The sequence below is a fragment of the Deefgea rivuli DSM 18356 genome (assembly GCF_000620145.1).
Lineage (GTDB): Bacteria > Pseudomonadota > Gammaproteobacteria > Burkholderiales > Chitinibacteraceae > Deefgea > Deefgea rivuli.
This window is the reverse complement of the sequence record NZ_JHVM01000009.1, coordinates 48,631-68,129: the sequence shown is the minus strand read 5'-3', so window position 1 is coordinate 68,129 and position 19,499 is coordinate 48,631. Positions and strand designations below refer to the sequence as shown.

Annotated in this window: 11 protein-coding genes; 4 read left to right on the top strand and 7 right to left on the bottom strand. The window is 49.2% G+C overall.

Annotated elements, in window-relative coordinates; translation table 11 throughout:
• Window positions 1–252 precede the first annotated feature (252 nt).
• The 6 genes from Q320_RS0104520 to Q320_RS0104495 form a co-directional block, all read right to left on the bottom strand.
• A complete protein-coding gene (locus Q320_RS0104520; RefSeq protein WP_027468020.1) occupies window positions 253–1,548 on the bottom strand; it encodes a cell division protein ZipA C-terminal FtsZ-binding domain-containing protein in 1,296 nt (431 codons plus the stop codon).
• Between the two features lie 82 nt (window positions 1,549–1,630).
• Window positions 1,631–5,143 carry a chromosome segregation protein SMC gene (smc, locus tag Q320_RS0104515; RefSeq protein WP_027468019.1) on the bottom strand — a complete coding sequence of 1,171 codons (3,513 nt, stop codon included), beginning with the start codon at window positions 5,141–5,143 and terminating at the stop codon, window positions 1,631–1,633.
• A 131-nt stretch (window positions 5,144–5,274) separates the two neighbouring features.
• The gene (aas, locus tag Q320_RS18440; protein WP_084282357.1) at window positions 5,275–7,467 is read right to left on the bottom strand and encodes a bifunctional acyl-ACP--phospholipid O-acyltransferase/long-chain-fatty-acid--ACP ligase; all 2,193 of its coding nucleotides are present in this window, start codon (window positions 7,465–7,467) and stop codon (window positions 5,275–5,277) included.
• A 213-nt stretch (window positions 7,468–7,680) separates the two neighbouring features.
• The gene (gene apbC / locus Q320_RS0104505) at window positions 7,681–8,850 is read right to left on the bottom strand and encodes an iron-sulfur cluster carrier protein ApbC (protein WP_245590965.1); all 1,170 of its coding nucleotides are present in this window, start codon (window positions 8,848–8,850) and stop codon (window positions 7,681–7,683) included.
• Between the two features lie 59 nt (window positions 8,851–8,909).
• On the bottom strand, window positions 8,910–10,625 hold the full coding sequence (locus Q320_RS18435; protein WP_051534466.1) for a SulP family inorganic anion transporter: 1,716 nt from the start codon (window positions 10,623–10,625) through the stop codon (window positions 8,910–8,912).
• Window positions 10,626–10,641: 16 nt separating this feature from the next.
• Complete coding sequence (locus tag Q320_RS0104495) at window positions 10,642–12,831, bottom strand: patatin-like phospholipase family protein (RefSeq protein WP_027468017.1); 2,190 nt, start codon at window positions 12,829–12,831, stop codon at window positions 10,642–10,644.
• A gap of 48 nt (window positions 12,832–12,879) precedes the next feature.
• On the opposite strand from Q320_RS0104495, the gene Q320_RS0104490 reads away from it, so the two are divergent.
• Window positions 12,880–13,554: a glycerophosphodiester phosphodiesterase gene (locus tag Q320_RS0104490; RefSeq protein WP_027468016.1), complete on the top strand. Its 675-nt coding sequence runs from the start codon at window positions 12,880–12,882 to the stop codon at window positions 13,552–13,554.
• Window positions 13,555–13,929: 375 nt separating this feature from the next.
• Here Q320_RS0104490 and Q320_RS0104480 read toward each other — a convergent pair whose 3' ends face one another.
• Entirely contained in the window at window positions 13,930–16,248 is a 2,319-nt protein-coding gene (locus Q320_RS0104480) for a Tex family protein (RefSeq protein ID WP_027468015.1), read from the bottom strand.
• A 300-nt stretch (window positions 16,249–16,548) separates the two neighbouring features.
• Between Q320_RS0104480 and Q320_RS0104475 the strand changes: the two genes are divergently transcribed.
• The 3 genes from Q320_RS0104475 to Q320_RS0104465 all read left to right on the top strand — a co-directional run bounded on the left by Q320_RS0104475 (window position 16,549) and on the right by Q320_RS0104465 (window position 19,498).
• The gene (locus Q320_RS0104475) at window positions 16,549–17,340 is read left to right on the top strand and encodes a ParA family protein (RefSeq protein ID WP_027468014.1); all 792 of its coding nucleotides are present in this window, start codon (window positions 16,549–16,551) and stop codon (window positions 17,338–17,340) included.
• Window positions 17,341–17,439: 99 nt separating this feature from the next.
• A complete protein-coding gene (locus Q320_RS0104470; RefSeq protein ID WP_027468013.1) occupies window positions 17,440–18,681 on the top strand; it encodes a hypothetical protein in 1,242 nt (413 codons plus the stop codon).
• Between the two features lie 79 nt (window positions 18,682–18,760).
• The gene (locus Q320_RS0104465; protein WP_027468012.1) at window positions 18,761–19,498 is read left to right on the top strand and encodes a DedA family protein; all 738 of its coding nucleotides are present in this window, start codon (window positions 18,761–18,763) and stop codon (window positions 19,496–19,498) included.
• Window position 19,499: the final 1 nt, after the last annotated feature.

The window sequence follows — 19,499 nt, the reverse complement described above, 5'->3', positions numbered from 1 at the left end:
CACGAAAGGCACGAACACAGGCAAAAAAAGGCGAACAAAGCATTATTAAGGGAATACTGATTTATTATTTATTCATCATCCCTAACTATTCTTTCGGGAATCCAGAACCACTGAATTCCCGCCGTCCCCTTAGGGTACACAGAGGGATGGTGGGAATGACGACCGGAATAGATCAGCCTATCTTTTTAAGTCATCAATCAAACCACACACTTTTTGAATTTTTTTCGTGTTTTTCGTGATCAAATCTTTTTATTATGCAAATAAGCGCAGCGCGGCGACCGATCCTGGCGCGATGCCTCTATCATCCATATCGGCGTACAGACCCGCCAATTGCTTGCGGATATTCGCCAAACTCGCAGCATTGAGCGGCTTGCTGTTGTCATCAACCAATTCGCAATGCAGCGCTGTCGCCAAGCTTTGCGCGAAATCGGCCAAGTAATCAAACACCGCCAAACCGCCAGCCACACGCGGCACGTCAAACAACAAAACCAAACCTTGTGATGTCGACATCAACGGCGATTGATCTTGATTCGCCAGCACAAACAAAGTTTTGCCCGAATCGCTGCGATATTGGAAAGTACCGTCGCCATGATTACGCACCAAGCCCGCTTGCTCAGCCAAAATACGTACTTTTTCCATCGGCAAAGGCCGTGCGCCAGCTGGAATATTCAAGCCAATCAACACATCGACCGAAGCACAGAATTCATCGAGTTCGCGCGCCAAGCTTAATTTCGCAGACTTTTGCGGGAAGGTCACCGAAGCATCAAAATCATCGCCAAATTGCTGCACACCCATACAAAACGCATTCAGCGATTCTTGGCTCAGCGCGCCTTGGCGATCGGCCATTTGCAGGCCAACACGCAATTCTTTAAAACGGCCACGCGTCGTGCTGTTTAAAATTTCCCATTGCTTATTTTGATTTAAGCCCAGCACTTGCACGCGTTTATTTGCAGGAAATGGCGGTACTTCAGAGGCTGAAATCGGTTCGGGCGCATGAATTTCGGCAATAAAGTCCAGCGCAGGATCGAGCAAGCTACCCGCTAACACCACTTCATCAACTTCGTCAGCATGCGGAGCAGAATGACCCACCCCAGCAGACTGAGCTGCAGCTGGCGCAATATACTCTGGCGCAGTATTGAGCTGCGGCTCGCTTTCTTCAATGATTTTGGGCACATACGTCGAGCGATACGCTGGTGGCATATCCGGAATATCATCCGGCATATCATCGCCGTACGAATTGTGCTGCGCAGCTTGCAAGTGCGCATCGCTGAGTTCGGGCACATCGTACTCAGCCTGATCCAAACGGCTTTCATCGTATTGCGGTGCGAATTCAACGGGCGCACTTGGCTCTAAAATCGGCTCTAAGCGTTGGCCGTCGCCTTTGCGAACCATGTTTTTAGGCGTATTAAGTAGCGCGTCGGGCTGATTGCGGGCAAAGGCCTTATTCGCCTGTTTTCGATAGCGGTATTCTTGCCACCAATTGAATCCATACACTGCGGCGACAAAACCACCGGCACCGACTAAGGAATAAATCTGCAACTCAGTCATTGTTTTATCTATATCTCAACGTGAGCGTAATCATTTACGCGTTAATTACATCTTGCGCCCCGCTAAACAACCAGCGAAGCACCTAAATTAGTTCTGGCTCGCGCATTTTCAGCGCGGCTTCAATATCAACCGCCACAATCCGCGACACACCTTGCTCTTGCATTGTTACGCCGACCAATTGCTGCGCCATTTCCATCGTCAATTTATTGTGACTAATGTACAAAAATTGCGTGTGCTGCGCCATTTTCTTCACTAATTCGCAAAAACGCAGCGTATTGGCGTCATCCAGCGGCGCGTCCACTTCATCCAATAGGCAAAAAGGCGCAGGATTGAGCTTAAATAGAGAGAATACCAGACTTAATGCTGTCAGTGCTTTCTCGCCACCTGACAAGAGGTGAATGGTTGCATTTTTCTTGCCCGGTGGCTGCGCCATAATGCTCATTCCCGCATCCAAAATCTCATCACCCGTCAAAATCAATTCGGCATGTCCACCGCCAAATAGCGCCGGAAACAGCTCTTGCAAATTAGCATTCACGGCATCATAAGTGGTCTGCAACAGATTGCGAGTTTCTTTATCAATGCGTGCAATCGCCGACGATAAAGTCGCCATTGCTTGCTCTAAATCGCTGGCTTGCGCTTTTAAATACGCATCCCGTTCTTGGCTTACCGCTAATTCTTGCATCGCGGCCAAATTCACTGGCCCTAAACTCGCAAGCTGCTGGCTCAAACGCGCCATTTCTGCGGCCAGCGCTTTCACGCTGCGCCCCAGCTGCGGTAATAATTCAGCTTCGTTGATCGCTAATTCAGTCAACTCAGCGCTAAAGCGCTCAAAATTCAGCCGCGCTTCTTGTTCCAGTAAACGCATTTGATTGACGACTTCGCGCTGCGCTTCCAAACCTTGCTCCGCCTGTTGTTTGTTGGCCTCTTGCTCACGTAAAGTCTGCGCAAATTGATTGAGTGCATCGCGTGCGGCGGCCAATAGCCGCTCTTTTTCAGCGCGAACGCCAATCGCAGCTTGAAATTGATCGTCAAAATCAGGCTCGGCCATCAAGTCGCGTTCTTGCAACAACGCGGCTAAACGCTCAGCTTGCTGGCTCAGTAGCGCTTGGTTTTCTAAAGCTCTCTGTTGCAAAGTACGGATTTTTTGCTCAGCACTTTGCAGCGCAAATGCAGCCGCCTGCGCCGCACGTTCAATCTCGCGTACTTGCACGCTGTGCTGATTTTGCGATTGATGCAGGCCATCGCGCGCGCTGCGCGTTTGCAATTCGTCGGCCTGCAAATGCGCCATGCGCTGTTGCAACTCCGTCATTTGCTGGGCTAATTCTTCATGCAGCTGTGATTCTTCCATTTGCTGCTGCTCATTGAGCTGCAATTCGGCGGCAACTTCTGCGCGGCGAAGCGCCGATTGCTGTGCACTATCTTGCTGACGCAGCCATTGATGTTCGATCTGTTGCAAGGCGTGTTTACGTTGCTGCAATTGATCTTCTAACGTGCGCTGCGCTTGCTGTAACTCAATTTGCGCGCCCTCTTGCGCCTGTACCTCGCTAGCGATCAACGCATGGCGTGGCCTTAATTCACTCAGCTGGCTTTGCACTGCGCGTAATTCAGCTTGGCGCGCCAATTGCCCAGCGACTCTTTGCTCGCCATCTCCGCGATCTGCCGCAAAAAACCACAGGGTATATCGTGTTGCGATATGGCCTTCTTTGCTTACCAAGCAATACCCATCGATCAGGGTTTTTTGCTGCTGCAAGAGTTGTTCAACATTCTCTACGCAACGCACTGTCGTCAAAACATCTTGCAAACCCAGCAATAGCGCAGGCGTACTATTGCTGATTTTGCTGAATAAACTGGCCGAATCCGCCGCAATTAGGGCCGCAGATTGTGTCATTCCCTCCGCATCCGGCATCGTCATAAACAAGCTCGCTGGTGGTGCGCACAGCGGCGGCGCAGCCATAATCCCGTGCACGCGCGAACCGAGCACCGCTTCGAGCGCCAATTCCCAGCCCGGTTCAACGCGCAATCCATCGATGATTTTCGCCGCATGCTGCAAGTCTTGCTCAGCCAACCAAGCGTCAAGCTCTGAGGCTGTCGAAGCCGGAACAAGCACTTCGAGCAAGGCGGTTTCACGCGCCGCGCTTTGCAGCAGCTCAGTCTGCGCATCCTGCGCCACCCGCCGAATTTGCTGCAGGGCTAAATCACATGTTTGCTGGAGTGCCGTGTGCTCTTCGAGCTGCAATTCAAGCTCGGCGATTTCATATTGCGCGTCTGAAATTTGTTCGGGTAAATCCGAATCGGTTTGCGGCGGGGCGAGACGCTGCAACTCGGCATCGAGTTGATTTCGCCGCTGCGCTAAAGTTTGTAAATTGCGCGTTGCAAATTGCGCCTGTTGCTCAAGTAATTTTTGCGCATTTGCAAGTTCACTCAATTGCTCGCGCAGCGCCTGCCAAGCGGCATCGGCCTGATGCAGCGCTTGCTCATGATCGGGCAGCGCCAAACTGGCTTCTTCGACTTTAAGCGCAGCCTCTTCGACGGCAAAATTGAGTTCATCTTGCTGCTCAAGACTGGCGGCTAAATCAGCGGCAATTTGGGCTTGCGTCACATTTAATTTATTGCCGTCTTGCTCACACTGGCTGATTTGCGCGCTGATCCGCTCGCGGCTTTGCTTTATATGCAGCAGCGTTTGCTCCATGCGCGCCACTTCGGCATTGGCGGTATACAACTCGCCTTGCGCCGCATGCAGCGCATCGCTGGCGATAAAATGCGTTTCTCGCAAAATTTCTAATTGCGCTTCTGTCTCTCGCACGCAAGCTAAAGCTGCATCTAAATTCGTTTGCGCTTGCATCAGTGCTAGGCTGGCTTGTTCCGCTTCTGCGCCCGCATCTATTTTGCGTTGCAAGGCCAATAATTGCTGTTTTTCAGTAATTTGATTTTGTAGCGATTGATATTGCTGCGCGACGCCCGCTTGGCTGCTGAGCTTATCGATTTGCCTTTGCAATTCCAGCTGAATATCGGCAACGCGCAATAAATTATCGCGTGTATCAGCAATGCGATGTTCAGTTTCACGGCGGCGCTCTTTGTATTTAGAAACGCCAGCGGCTTCTTCCAAAAAATGCCGCAGCTCTTCCGGTTTGGCCTCGATAATCCTGCTAATCATGCCTTGTTCGATAATCGCGTAGCCCGATTTACCGACGCCAGTACCAAGGAATAAATCAGTGATATCGCGGCGGCGCACCGCTTGATTATTGATGAAGTAGGACGAATCGCCTTGCCGAGTCAGCACGCGCTTGATGCTGATTTCGGCATAAGCGCTCCACGCCCCCGCTGCCAAACCAGCGTGATTATCGAATACCAACTCCACCGCAGTGCGACTCACGGCTTTGCGCGTCGTCGAGCCGTTAAAAATCACATCCTGCATCGATTCGCCGCGCAACTGTTTAGCCGACGATTCACCCAGCACCCAGCGCACGGCATCAATCACATTCGATTTGCCGCAACCGTTCGGGCCGCACACAGCGACCAATTGCCCAGGAACGGGAATCGTTGTCGGGTCAACAAAAGACTTAAAGCCCGCCAGTTTGATATGAGTTAAACGCACCGCAATTTCTATTTAAAATAAAATCAATTAACAATGGGGTATATGAACATAGGCATCATTCATGAATGACTACATTCAATTACCCCATCAGAGTATAAAGCACTGCATTACAGGAAAAACGAGCTACTCGACTAAGGCGAGTCAGACTGAGTTTCAACCTCAATCGGCTCAGCTTGCGACGCCTGACCCGTTTGGACAGCTTGCGAAGCCATATTTTTCAAAGTCACATAATCAGTTTTGCCCGTACCGAGCAAAGGAATCGCGTCAAGATAACGAATATCTCGCGCAACAGCCAGCTCAATTTGTCCCAAGCTGCGCGCCGCCTCCGATAAGGCATCGCGTTTAAGCGCGGGATCGGTGGTAAATAACACGATCGCCTCGCCCTTACTCACATCAGGCCGACTACTTGCCGCATGGCTGTGTTCAGGACTACTGGTGGCGGCAATTTTCTCAACGACTTCCAGCGAGACCATTTCACCCGCAATTTTGGCAAAACGCTTCACGCGACCAATAATCCGCAAAAAACCATCCGCATCAACATCAACCACGTCGCCAGTCGAATACCAACCTAAGCCACTCTCAGCGCTTGGCGCTTCCAACACACCTGGATTTTCATAGCGCAAATAACCCAGCATCACATTCGGGCCACGAAGCTCTAAAATGCCGCCCTGCGAAATGCCCGGCACTGGAATCAAACGGTATTGCATCGCCGGAACCAGCTTGCCGACGGTGCCCGATTGATATGCCATTGGCACATTCACCGCAACGACCGGCGCGCATTCGGTCACGCCATAGCCTTCTAAAATCCGCACGCCAAAGCGATCAATCCACGTTTTTCGCACTTCTTCAGACAACTTTTCCGCGCCCGCCACCACATAGCGCAAGCGGCCAAAATCATAAGGATGCGCGTACTTGCCGTAATTATCCAAAAAGGTGCTGGTGCCGAATAACACCGTGCAATTGCGATCGTAAATCAGCTCTGGGATCAAACGATAATGCAGCGGCGTCGGGTAGAAAAACACTTTGCAACCCGTCATCAGTGGAAATAGCGCGCCTGCAGTCAAGCCAAACGAATGGAATAAAGGCAGGGCGACCATGAATTTATCGTGCGGCGTAAAATCACCGACGGCTTTAATTTGCGCGATATTGGCGAGCAAACTATCGTGGCTATGCACCACACCTTTAGGTTTACCTTCGGAGCCTGACGTAAACAACACGACGGCAGGATCCCAAGGCGATTGCGGCAAGCCCAAAGCACGTGGGAAGATACTAAAAAACAGCACCGCCAATTTATCCATCAAACTCAATTCATGTTTTAAATCTTCTAAATACACGATTTGAATCTCGGGCAAGTTTTGCAATAAACCTTCCAGCTGACCCTTTTCAATAAATGCACGCGAAGTGATGATTGTGCCGACTTTCGCCGCGACGCACGCTGATAAAATACCATCATGTCCCGCCGTAAAGTTGAGCAGTGCAGGCACACGTTGCCGCGCAGACAAAGCCAGAATCAAAGCCACCGTCGCCACCGCATTAGGCATCAATACACCGATATTCGCACCGCGCTGCGTATGGCGATCAGTCAATCGCGCTAACGCCGCAGTTTTGCGCGTCAACGTGCCGTAGGTGTCTTCTTCCAAATTAATGTCTTCGGCCAAGCGAAAATTGCGGCCGAAACTCGATCTGGCATCATTAAATGCCTGCCACAGCGTGCTTTGTGGCCGAGTATGAATCAACATATCCAGCAAAATACCGCGCATAGACTCCGCTGCGCGGCGATGCCTATCTTTGGCGCTGCCGCCTTCGGGCATCGCGATTTCAGTGACGGGGCGAACGAAAAGTTGAATTTTAGGGAAAACCTGCCGCGGGAATAAGCCAGCCAAACGACCAAAATAGCTGCGTGATGCGCCTTGAATCCGCACCGGAATAATCCGTGCGCCAGTTTTGGCTGCGACAAATGCCGCGCCTTCGTAAACCTTCATCAAAGAACCGGTATCAGTTAAGCGCCCTTCGGGGAAAATAACGACGTTCTCCCCCGCTTCCAGCAAGCGAATCACCACTTTCATGCCCAAAGGGCAGGACGCATCGACCGCCAAATACGGTACTTGCGATAAAGCCAAACGCACCCAACGGCTACGCAGTACTTGGGTATGCACCACAAACGTTGCGCGCACGGGCAAAAATAAACCGAGCAATAAGCCATCAATAAATGACTCATGATTGGCGACAATCAAGGTTTTTGGCGGGCCAAACACACTTTGATCGCCTTGTACTTCGACGCGAAATAAAATCCGCATCAGTAAACGCAGCATTATTTTTAACATATAAGCCTCTCTGAAAATCAGTCGGCGTAGTCTGACACTAGCACGATGACATGCAAAGCCATGCAGCGCATTTCGCCCACGAAAACCACGTCAAACCGCAAAACTGACGTCAGTTAAAGAAAAAAATTTATACGCAAAACCGCAAGCCAACAAAGCCTAGACAATAAAAAACCCAAGCAAGCTTGGGTTTTTGGCTTTAATTGGCACTTCAAATTAGGTATTTTGAATCACAATCTTCGGGAATTTGCTCGAAAAGTCTTGTGATTTCGCAGCAATTTTGACGGCCACTTTGCGTGCAATCGCTTTATACAGCGCCGCAATTTCGCCATCACTATCGGCAGCCACCGTTGGCTTACCGGCATCGGCATTCAGACGAATCGATAAATCCAACGGCAATTTACCGAGTAATTCAGTGCCATACTCTTGGCTCATTTTATCGCCACCGCCTTCACCAAAAATTGGCTCCATATGCCCGCAATTGCTACACACATGCATACTCATATTTTCGACAATACCAAAAATCGGCACGCCGACTTTTTCAAACATTTTTAAGCCTTTACGCGCATCGAGCAGCGCAATATCTTGCGGTGTCGTCACAATCACTGCGCCCGTTACCGGTACTTTTTGCGACAAAGTCAGCTGAATATCACCCGTGCCTGGCGGCAAATCAATGACCAGATAATCCAAATTATCCCACTGCGTATCATTCAACAATTGCGTCAACGCTTGCGTCACCATCGGACCACGCCACACCATAGGCTGTTCGGGGTCGATCAAAAAACCAATCGACATCACTTGCACGCCGTAATGCTCAATCGGTTTGATGAATTTATTCTCAGTCGTTTCAGGGTGCTGATCAGCCACGCCCATCATCGTTGGCAAACTCGGTCCGTAAATATCGGCATCCAGCAAACCCACGCGCGCGCCTTCTGCGGCCAAGGCCAGCGCCAAATTGACCGATGTCGTCGATTTGCCGACGCCGCCCTTGCCCGATGCCACTGCGATAATATTTTTAATACCACTTTGCAGTGGCAAACCACGCGCGACGGCATGTGCGGTGATTTGACTGCTCACATTCACTACGACTGAATTCACGCCTTCCAGTTTTGATAAAGCGCTCGCCACTTGCGCTTGACGCGCCGCAAACTGGCTTTGCGCCGGATAGCCCAACACTAAATCTAAACTCACCGCGCCGTCCTGCCATTGCAGGTTTTTCACGCACTTGGCGGCGATATAGTCTTTGCCCGTATCTGGGTCGATCAATGTGGCAAGGGTTTGGCGGAGTAGTTCGAGTTGGGTGTCGAGCTGGGGATCATTCATGGCGGGATTTCCTTGGCTAGACGCGGCAGTTGCACGGCCGAGCAAACGATCAATAAATTTCATAATTTTTTCGATTTTCAGATTCAGCTTTGTATTAAGACAAAGTCATGATGAAGTGAGGCTCAAACGTTTTTTTTCAAGGTGTAAGGGGGGATCTCGGTGGCCAAATGAGCCACACTCTGCCAATGAAACGCCGCGACCGCATCATCTAAATGCGCATAAATTGCACCGTCCCCTAAAACAGCAGTAATACCAAAACGCGTCAAATCATCACGTAATGGGCGATTACAACGCGCCCATTTCATCCTGATATTTTGCAACTCCAACTCGCCAATCAATGCTTGCAATTGCTCTGCAGCACTCACGTCAAGCTTCACGATCGCCTGTGCATCAATAATAATGCATTTCAAATTAGGGCAATCCTGCAGTAAACCCCTAATTCGCATAACAAAAAAACTCGCATTCACAAAAATTAATGGCGCATAAAACCGATAAACCAACACACCATCATGGGTATAGTCATCCAGCCCTTTTTGATCAGTACCTACATCATGATACCCATCTTTTGTTTGCCGTAAAATTGCATCCGCCGGATTGGAAAACATCCGAATTAAATGTAATAGCGACAATAAAATGCCCAATAAAATTCCGGGTAAAACGCCGACCACCACCACACCACACGCCGTCGCAATCGCCAAACCAGCCGCTAGAGCATCCAGCCGCCACAATTCCCTAAATGCCGGCAAATCGATCAATTGTGATCCGGCTCGGATCAATAAAGCCGCCACAATCACCACCGGCAAATGATCAAGCAAATCAGATAATACAAACAGAAAAAATAATAAAATAATGCCAGCAAACAGCCCCGCAGCGGCGCTTTGTGCGCCGGAAGCATCATTGATCGTCGTTCTGGACTGGCTCGCCCCAATCGCAAAACCACCCGCAAATCCTGCCGCAATATTGGCCACACCCAGCGCCATAATTTCCCGATTGGCATCGACTTGATCGCCATGCCGCTGTGCAAAAGCGCGTGCCAATAAAATCCCTTCCGGCATGGCCAACATCGTAATCCCCACTGCCGTCGGCAATAAAGCCGCTAAAGCAGTAAAGCTAAATGCAGGCCAGTGCGGCACCAAAGCCTCAGAGCTAGGCGCCCCCACCATGCTGATACCAAACCGTTGAAAATCGAAGAGAACGTCAGCCAGAATCACCGCAGCAAACAAAATCACCGTCACTGGCCATCGGGGCCGCAAACGATTTAATAAGGCATACAAAACTAAAAAAATCAGCCCCAGCGCCAAAGTGAGCCAATGTGTATGACTAAGCTGAGACAATAATTGCGCCATTCGCGGTAAAAAGCTTGGCTCGCTCAGTGAGATTCCAAATAATTTGCCGATTTGCGTGCCAATCAAAATGACCGACGCACCCTGCAAAAAACCAATCAATACGGGTTTGGATAGAAATTCAGCCAGTACGCCCAGCCGTGCCCAGGCTGCGGCCATCATCACAAAACCAACCAGTATTGCCAGCAAAGCAGCAAGAGCCAAAGCCTCTAAGACATTACCCCCTGAAAGTGGCGCAATACCACCCGCAATCAAGAGCGCAATCGCAGCGTCAGGCCCAACAATCACTTGCTTGGATGCCCCCATCAGGCCATAAGCCAGCATCCCTGCAATGGCCGCCAGCAATCCGGCATGAGCAGGTAAACCAATGAGCTCAGCGTATGCAATCACCGCAGGCACAGACAGCACGGCCACCGACAGCGCAGCCAGCAAATCCGCTCGGATACTCGCCTGCCAGCTGTTGCTGCGCAGCTTGCGCCAGCAAGTTGTGAGCATGAATATCAGACTCCGCTTAGAATTGCTTACCCAGCATCATATAAAAACGAGCTTGACGGTTGCCGCCATACGCGGCCCCTAAATACAAGGGCCCGAGATAACTGTCATACGCTAAATAGACTGAGCCTGAGTAATGCCACTTTTCATCGACATCCGGATTAAAATTATCAAACACACGGCCCACTTCCACTGCCGTCCCTAGATAACTACCCGATAAAAACCCAATTGAATGCAGATACTGAGCCGAGCCATAAACAAACTTATCACCAACTAATTGTTGATAGTTATAACTCGATAAATTCAGGAATCCACCCAGCCATTTTACATCAGCAAACAAAGGTGCTGAATTGTAAACATTCTGCCCTTTTAATTTAAATTGCAAGGCATCCGAGCCGACAGGAATCGCGGTTCGATACACAAAACCATAAATTCCGTAATCATCATGCTGCTTGCCAACACCGACGGAGTAATAGCCATAAGCATTAAAGAATTGACCGTTCTTCGGAAAGAAATAATTATCTAAATCATCATAGAAAACATTAAACCGAACGCCATAATCATGGTTTGACGAATCTGGCAACTGAATCTGGCCGATGGTTCGATTACCGCTGTAATTATTATAGACAGGGCCAACACGCAGTTCGCTGTGATTAGATAAAATAGAACCAAAATCAAAACCAATCGATGATTTATTGTAGTTATATTGCGCAATATCTTCGTCATCGAGCCAAATTGATAAAGGTCCTCTAAAGTATTTATAATAGGTAGAAATAAACAGTGACTCATCCAGTTTTATCGGTTGATAAAACTCGGTTTGCACCAAAGTGGAACTTCCCACTTGCAACATTGTTTTCCATTCTGCACCCAAATCATTCAACCAAGTTCGGCGATATTGCGCGCTAATATTCCACGGCTGTGAATTAGTAAAATCAGTCGCAAAACTCAAGCCAAAGCGCAAATAATTAGGTCCCCAACTTTTCTCTATCGGCAAAATCGCGACCGTATCGCCATCTTTACCCTGACCTAAATCGTAATTAATCTGGCTATGATCACCGCGTGCATAGACCTGCATTAAATTATCGTGAAATTCCGTTGAATGCAGTGGTTCATTCAGATCAATATCCAATACTTTTCTCAACACTTCGGGATTAACGACTTTACCGGCTTCAACGGTCACTTCTTTGACCAATTTCGGTTTTAAGCGCATATCGGCACGGCGCTGCTGCCATTGATCGTATTGTTCTGGCGAAACGGCAAATTTTTGTAATTGCGGCAAAACGCTCAAAGCGGCTTTGCGTCCCACTTCAATCAATACTTCGCCTTTACCAAAATCACCGGATGACAGCTCGCCAAATTCAGGACTAATCAGCAAATCTTGTGACCCCAGACTTTCCAATTGTGGTCTAACGTTCTGAACCATCATCAAGCGAGTATATTGATCCGCGACTGAAAAAATATTATTAATTTCATAAGCTCTTAAAGGCGCAGAACCCACATCCACGGCAATCACGACGTCCGCGCAGGTTTCTCTCGCCACATCCACCGGCAAATTGCGCACCAGCCCGCCATCCACTAAAGTGCGGCCTTGCGAGTACACCACCGGAAATACACCAGGTACCGACATACTGGCGCGCATGGCGGTCACCAAATCACCGTCTTTTTGCACCACCATTTCGCCCGTTTCAAAATCAGTCGCAATCGCACGATAGGGAATACCCAGCTCGTCAAAATTGTTCACCGTTCCGGCAAACGTCAGCTCACGTAGAAAAAAGCCAATTTTCTGTGTGCTAATTGCGGCGGTCGGCAATTTAATATTGCCGCTATCGCTTAAACCTAATTCGACCAACAAAGAATAAGGGTCGTCTTGCTTTTGACGAAATGTACTAACTTGGCGCGGCAAAGAAATACTCAGTAATTCGCTCCAATTGGCCTGCTGAATCCGCTCCTCCATCTCGCTCGGCGTTCGCCCTGTCGCATAGGCCGCGCCCACCAATGAACCAATACTGGTGCCGATCACGCAATCAACTGGAATGTGATTTTCTTCCATAATTTTTAGTACGCCCACATGGGCAAAGCCGCGCGCACCACCACCGCCCAGTACCAAACCAATTCGCGGTCGCTCGGCCAAAGCCTGCACGGATAAAACGAACAATGGCAAAGCCAGCAAGACTTGCTTGAGTACACTGATTCGTTTGGGTTTGATCATTGTTTTCATCCTACAATTAAATTTGTTTAATTTTTAAGGTTGAGTTATATGCGCTTGCTCTCACACCGTGGTTTATCCAGCCATCAATCAGAAAACACGCTGGCTGCTTTTGCCGCCGCTCTAGCGGTGGGATTTGATGGACTTGAAACAGATGTCCGGCTTTCAGCCGATAGCGAAGCGATTTTGTATCACGACCGGCTCAGCCCACAGGGGCAAGCGGTTGCTGGCTTAACTCGGACTGAATTATCGCATCAAGCGGGCTTTATCGTACCCACCTTAAATGAAGCTTTGGATGCATTTCCCAATGCATTTTGGAATATTGAGCTAAAAACTCCCGCATGCATGAGTAGCGCAATTAATACGATTCGGAATGTTCAGCACAAAACGCCGATTTTACTGTCTTCATTCTGCCATCATTTAATCCATGAGGCAGCAAATACCCTGGATGTGTATTGCGCCCTACTCCTTTCCCATCGACCCCTATCGGTTAATACCCTAATAGAAGGTGCAATTCATAATCCACGTTTGCGTACACTGGTCTGGAATTACGACATTCTTGACCCTGATTTTTTACTCGAAGCCAGCCATCTGGGATTTGCCCATTATGTGTACGGTGCCGCCAATGAAAACGAGCACCAATGGTGTCGCGAATTTGGTATCGACGGGATCATTACCGACCATCCCAGTATGGTGGGGCTTGCCAATGCACCTGCGATTCAATAAGGTCAATCGCGGTAAATCCAAGCTGCAGCCACGATTGAAGCGCGCAGCTAGATCATGATTAAAGCATGAATTTCAAGCATTTATGCATTTCACATTAAAGAATTTAAGTCATTAACCGATAAAAAAGGAAACAATTCAATAGATTTGCTGACCATGCCAAGCTACGCAACTAACGCACAAACTCATTCAATCGCCAAACCAGCGAACAGCGCCACCAATCAAAAAAATACTGAGAAATCAGGGCTAGGGTTGGTAGCAGCATTGTGCGGACTACATCAAAAACATATTCTCAATACTGGTTTTTCATTTAAACATAATAAATAATTAAATTAATTTGCAGCACAAAAAAGCCAATCCTCAGATTGGCTTTTTTGATTAACGCTTTAATTTCAATGCCGCTAATTGATCGGCCATTGCGCCCATCTGCGGCGCTGGCGTTGCGACTATTTTTCTCTCCTTGCTCGTCATCGGCTGCGCACTCACACTGCTGGCCTTTTCCCGCGTCACTTCATTCAAACGCATTGTCAGCGCAATCCGTTTGCGCGGCACGTCGATTTCGGTGACTTTGACTTTCACCACATCTCCAGCTTTAACCACTTCGCGGGGGTCTTTGACGAATTTTTCCGCTAAGCAAGAAATATGCACCAAACCATCTTGATGTACGCCAACATCGACAAACGCGCCAAAGTTAGTCACATTGCTGACCACGCCTTCCAGCACCATATCCACGCGTAAATCCTTGATGTCTTCAACACCATCGGCAAAGGTCGCCGTTTTAAATTCAGGCCGTGGATCCCGCCCGGGTTTTTCTAATTCGGCCAAAACGTCTTTCACGGTTGGCAAACCAAAGCGCTCATCCACCAGCGCCGCCGGATTAATCTGCTGCAATACCGCTTTATCACCAATGATGCTGCGGATATTTTGCTTTACTTGGCTAATGATTTTCTCGACCAATGGGTAAGCTTCTGGATGCACCGCGGACGCATCGAGTGGATTATCACCACCGCTAATGCGCAAAAATCCAGCCGACAGTTCAAACGCTTTATCACCCAAACGCGGTACTTTCAGTAAAGCTTTACGATTTTTAAATGCACCATGCTCATCACGGTATGTGACTAGATTCATTGCCATCGTTGAGCTTAAACCCGATACCCTCGCTAGCAATGCCGCAGAGGCGATATTCACATCCACGCCAACCGCATTCACGCAATCCTCAACCACCGCATCGAGCATCCGCGCTAATTCGCTTTGATTCACATCGTGCTGATATTGACCAACACCAATCGCTTTCGGGTCAATCTTAACCAATTCAGCCAGCGGATCTTGCAAGCGCCGTGCAATCGACACCGCGCCGCGAATCGACACATCCAAATCCGGAAACTCTTTCGCCGCCAATTCAGACGCCGAATACACCGAAGCGCCCGCTTCGGACACGACGATTTTGGCTGGTTTTTTTGCGCCAGCTTTAACCAACTGCTCGATCAACTCAGCGGCCAATTTATCGGTTTCACGGCTCGCCGTGCCATTACCAATGGCGATCAACTCGACGTTATGCGTTTTACACAGACGCGCCAGTACCGCCAAAGACTGATCCCAATCGCGGCGCGGCTCGTGCGGGTAAATCGTGTCATGCGCGACAAACTTGCCTGTCGCATCCACCACCGCGACTTTGACGCCCGTGCGTAGGCCGGGATCTAAGCCCAAAGTCGCACGCGGCCCAGCCGGCGCAGCGAGCAATAAATCTTTTAAGTTCAGCGCAAACACGCGAATCGCTTCCAAATCAGCGCGTTCACGCGCGGCGGTCAGCAATTCACTTTCCAGAGAAAGCGCAATTTTGGCGCGCCACGCCAAGCGCACCGTGTCGCTCAACCATTTATCGGCTGGCCGATTTTGCTGATTGATACCCACGTGTTTGGCGATCATCAGCTCGCAGCGATTCGGCGTACTCATCCGGCCATTGGCTTCGATTTCTTCTGGCAACCATAAATTAAGCGCCAAAAATCCTTCATTACGACCACGCAGCACCGCCAATACGCGATGCGATGGCATCGCAGTCAGGCTCTCGGCAAAATCAAAATAATCGCTAAATTTCGCGCCAGCAGCTTCTTGCCCCGCAATCACCGTCGTTTTCAGTTGGCCTTCGCGCTGTAAATGCGCACGTAAAGCGCCGATCAAGGCCGCATCTTCGCTCCATGTTTCGAGCAAAATCGCTCGCGCGCCATCCAGCGCCGCTTTCACATCCGCCACGCCTTGCTCGACATTAATAAATTCAGCGGCGGCTTGCTCTGGATTTTGTTGTGGATCGTTGAGTAGCAAATCCGCCAACGGCGCTAAACCCGCTTCACGCGCGATGTGTGCTTTGGTGCGGCGTTTTTGCTTATAGGGCAGGTATAAGTCCTCAAGCCTTTGTTTATTATCCGCAGCGAGCAATACCCCTTCAAGTTCTGAAGTGAGTTTGCCTTGCTCGCGAATCGTATCAATAATGGCAGAACGGCGATCTTCCAACTCGCGCAAATAACGCAAACGTTCTTCCAGCAAGCGCATTTGCGTGTCGTCCAAGCCGCCCGTGGCTTCTTTGCGATAGCGCGAAATAAACGGTACGGTCGCGCCTTCATCCAGCAAAGCGACTGCGGCGACGACTTGTGGTTCACGACAAGCAAGTTCAATAGCAAGACGTTGGAAAATCGATTTCATAAGCTTTACTTACACCAGCAAACATTCGAGAACACCATTGTAAAGCAAGTGCAGAGTGGCCATGCACACCGCACATAAACTATCGCAGCGCTTAAAGTGGCTTCAGGTAGAATACAATTCATCAAAAGACCGTATTGATGACAGCCAGCCATCTGCACAATGTCAGCTCGTCGGTAAGTGCTTCAGCAAATTTGTCTTGAATCGCCGCCTTGCACGCTCTACTTACAAGGATGGGCATTGCAAGATAGCTTGCTCAAAACCTTTGCACGATTGCTTATTCAACACCATGGGAAGAGATCAATGACCGTCATCGCCGTGTTTAATATGAAAGGTGGCGTGGGTAAAACCACGGTGGCAGCCAACTTAGCGGCGGCGATCGCCAAAAATGGCGTTGAGCCACTCCTGATTGATCTTGATCCGCAAGCGCATTTGACCTCAATGTATGGCATCAAAACCACCGGCAGCAAAAGCGTTTACCGCTTCTATCAAGGCCTAAGCCCACTCTCAGATTTGATTGTGCCACTCGATAGCGGTATTCATTTTGTGCCTTCGCATTTAGAGCTGGGCAAAGTCGATGCACAAGTCACGCGGCATCGCGATAATATTTGGCGCTTAAAACTCGGCCTGAATGCCGAAATGCTTGCAGGCAGCGGCTTGCCGATTATTATTGATTGCACGCCGATGCTGGGTGTTGTCGCATTTTCGGCGCTGTTTGCTGCTGATATTATTTTAGTTCCGGTCGCTGCCGAATATTTGGCGCTCAATGGCGCAATGCAATTATCGCAAACTCTATTTGGCCTCGAAAAATTCCAAGCACGCAAACCTCGCCGCTATTTGGTGAATCGCTACATTCCGAATCAAATCACAGCCGAAACGGTTGCTGGCCAATTAATGCGCTACTTTCCTGGCGAAGTGCTTAAAACCCGAATTCGTGAGCAAGAGGCTTTAGCGGCAGCGGTGGGTTGCGGCAGCAATATTTTTGATTTTGCGCCGACTTCCAATGCAGCTGCCGATTTTACGTTCTTGCTGGATGAGCTAATTGAAAGCCAGTTACTGTCTTTATCTCGTGATTTACCCTTTGGTTCAGATTAAAAAAACATCTTTGCAACACCCGAATTCAAAATAGTCTTTTCACTTGCTTTCCGCATCGCAACATCTAAAAACAGATGTATCACTGCTGCGGAGCGCAAAATGCCTAACCTCAAATTATTCCTTCCACTAATCGCATTGGCATTTAGCACTTACAGCTACGCTGGCGTGTTCGATCTTACCGCGACAATGAACGGTCAAACCGAACAAACCAGCTTTACCACCGCAGAAGAAGGCATCGATATTTTTGAGCAAGCCAAGCTCAATAGCATTTTTAATGGCTACAGCGGCACTGAGATCGTTAATAGCACGCTGAATTTTCGCGGCTTACCGATGAATATTGCATTTCCCGTCAATGGCGGCACGCAGCTGACGTTTAATGTTCCAGAACTGGGCATTAATCAAAGTTTTCAAGGTGCTACGCGAGATGAAAGCCAAGCGCTCTTAAAAGACTTCTTGAAAAACAACGCTGATTTACTCAATCAACTCAGTAAAAAACTCGTCAAAGTATCACCTGTCGATCCCATCGCTGGTAATCCAAATAGCCTGATGAGTCGCTCAGTGCAAAGCGATGCACAAATGATGTGGTACGGTTCTAATTCAAGTTTTGGCCGCCAAACTGAGCAGCCAGCAGAGGGTACATCCTCAAATCGCTTTGGGATTGGTATCAACTATGCTCGCATGGTTTCAGAAGCCACTGGCAACGCCAAAGAAATGGAAAGCGATGCATTTACACTGCCATTAAGCTACTCACATCAATTTGAAGAAGCGAATCACGAACTCATTATCAATATGCCACTGGGCTACACCGATACCGAAGGCGCAAAGACCTATGATGGTAGCTTTAGCGTTTTCTATCGCCGCCCTATTTTAAAAAATTGGGTTGTCAGCTTTACCGGCTCAGGACGCGCAACGGGATCTTCCGATCTTGCTGGCGGCTCGATGATGGCTTCGGGCGCGATTGCATCTAGTTATGTTTGGAGCGGTGAAACTTGGGGTTTAACTTTGGGCAATATGATCGGTTATTACTCGGCACTGCGCGTCAAAATCGACAATACGTCGATCAATCCAGACATTGCCAATACCGTGTTTAGAAATGGACTACTGTATTCGCTCGATAGCCAGTGGCAGCTCACTGGCGACCCTTTATCTTGGGAAGTTTTTCTGGTCGATACACGCTTTACCGGCACAGACTTATTTAGCAATTACCAAGATGAAGTGGGTTTCACACTGGGAACACGGCGTCCAGCACACAGCAAAGAATCCGACTTACGCGCGGGCTTTAGTTTCACCAAAGGCGAAAATGTACAAAGCTATAAATTCAACTTTGGCGCTTGGTTTTAAATCTCGGCCATTTCTGCTGGCTGGGAACTATATCGACGAGGCCATCACTAAGCCAGTGTTATGACACCGGACTGGCCTCATGGAAGACCTGCTATACACTGCACTCACCCACTCAACCGAAGTCGCCTTACTGGTGCTTTTCTTGCTTGTACTGGCTGAATCAACCGCCCTCGTCGGCCTAATTGTACCCGGCACGGTACTGATGATTACGATGGGCAGCTTGATCGGCGCAGGAAAAATGGACTTCTGGCTGGCGTGCAGTATTGGATTTGTGGCCGCGCTACTTGGAGATGTATTTTCATATTGGCTAGGTCACCGCTACCGTCGCCAACTACATCGGCTAAAACTCGTTCGTCGCCATCGCCACCTTTTGCTGCAAGCACGAAACGTGCTGCGCAATCACGGCCCAACAGGAATTTTCGTCGGGCGTTTCTTAGGACCAACGCGCCCTGTATTGCCGATGGTGGCAGGTATGCTCTCAATGAGCCCGAAACGCTTCATGCCGGCGTGCATACTGGCATGTGCACTCTGGTCACCGATGTATTTCTTACCCGGCATTTTGGCCGGCGCAGCCTATGGCCTTGGTGAAACCAACGCCTTTCATTTTCCGACTCTACTCGTAATATCCATTGCACTGTGTATTACGGCAATCTGGATGATATTACGCAGCATCAAACTCAGAATGGGCTCACGCTTTTTTTTGTTTGGCGCGCCCATCAGCAGCCTTGCCAGCGCAGCGGCAGTTTATCTACTGCTGTCTCACCCGCATACAGATAATTATGGTGAGCGTTTATGGCAAGTCATCAATATCACGTAAC